The following is a 1,377-nucleotide window of genomic DNA, read 5'->3' as shown; positions in this document are numbered from 1 at the left end:
TGTACAATGTTTGGTGCAATATCCGGTTCTACACAAGCGACAGTGGTTGCCATTGGCAGACCTATGCGTCAGCGACTTCTAAAATTAGGATATCGGGATAGCGATAGCTCCAGCTTAATTATTTGTTCGGCGATTATCGCACTCTTGATTCCCCCCAGCATTTCAATGATTATGTATGCCGTGGTAACTGGTTCTTCCGTGGGTAATCTTTTCATTGCCGGTGTTGGCCCAGGAATATTAATGCTACTTTTCTTTGCAGTGTATAGTTATTTGTATGCAAAATTCAGAAAAATGCCTTGTCAGAAAAAAGCAACATGGCCCCAAAGATTGGAGGCATTCAAAAGAGCAATCCTTCCTTTGGGCTTCCCAATTATCATTTTTGTTGGTATCTACGGTGGATTTTTCAGCCCCACCGAAGCATCTGCAATTGCTGTTTTATATGCCTTGGTTCTCGAAATGCTTGTTTACAGAAATGTAAAGATGAAGGATTTACAAAAAATAGCATTGAGTACAGCGGTTGTTACTTGTGCAGTGTTTATTTTGGTTGCAGGTGGTCAGTTATTCTCTTGGGTAATTTCCTACGCAAAGATACCGCAGATGTTAACTTCCACAATTTTAGGTGTGGATCCCTCGGCATTAAAAATTTTGGTTACAGTTACAATCTTCTTCTTTATAGGTTGTATGTTCGTGGATTCTTTGGTTGTAATCATTATTCTTTCTCCGATCTTCTTCCCTCTTGCAATGAAGGCTGGTATTGATCCAATTCACTTGGGTATTATTATTACATTGCAGGCGGCCATAGGTTCTGTTTCACCTCCTTTTGGTTGCAATATTTTCACGGGGTGTGCAATATTTAATCGGCCGTATGGAGATATTGTAAAAGGGCTACCCCCTTATTTAATTATGTTGACAATTATAACTTTAATAGTAATTTTCTGTCCTCAGCTTTCATTATTTTTGATTCAATAAGCGCTAGATAAACTCTGTATTAAGAGAGAAGATACAAAAGATAAAAATGCAGTAAGGAAAATATCCTTTCTGTGTGTGGGTGTCTAAATGTCGGCCACAGATTGAATTAGACTCAGCAAATTTCCGTTTGTTTAAATGGAGAAAACAAGGCTGTGTAGGAGGAAAATAATGTTTGACATTAAAAAAGAAATTGCAGAACTTGAGAAAGAACTAATCGCATTAAGGCGTGATTTTCACGAATATCCTGAACTTGGATATCAAGAATTCTTGACTTCAAAAAAAGTATGTGGCTATCTCACTGCACTTGGTTTGGAGGTTGAAACTGTCACAATCACTGGTGTTGTAGCTACTTTGAAAGGTGGGGCCACCACAGAAGACAGTAAAACCATACTGTTGCGTGCGGATATG

The 1,377-nt window shown here is 38.6% G+C and carries 1 protein-coding gene and 1 pseudogene; both read left to right on the top strand.

Annotated elements, in window-relative coordinates:
• The coding region (locus RTK36_RS07725; protein ID WP_312045901.1) for a TRAP transporter large permease at window positions 1-969 on the top strand (969 nt) is incomplete at its 5' end.
• Between the two features lie 168 nt (window positions 970-1,137).
• Window positions 1,138-1,377: pseudogene (locus RTK36_RS07720) on the top strand (hypothetical protein); the annotation flags it as partial.

It is taken from the genome of Anaerotignum sp. (assembly GCF_031981185.1).
In the GTDB taxonomy this organism is placed as follows: Bacteria; Bacillota; Clostridia; order Lachnospirales; family Anaerotignaceae; genus Chakrabartyella.
This window is presented reverse-complemented; position numbering and strand designations above follow the sequence as displayed.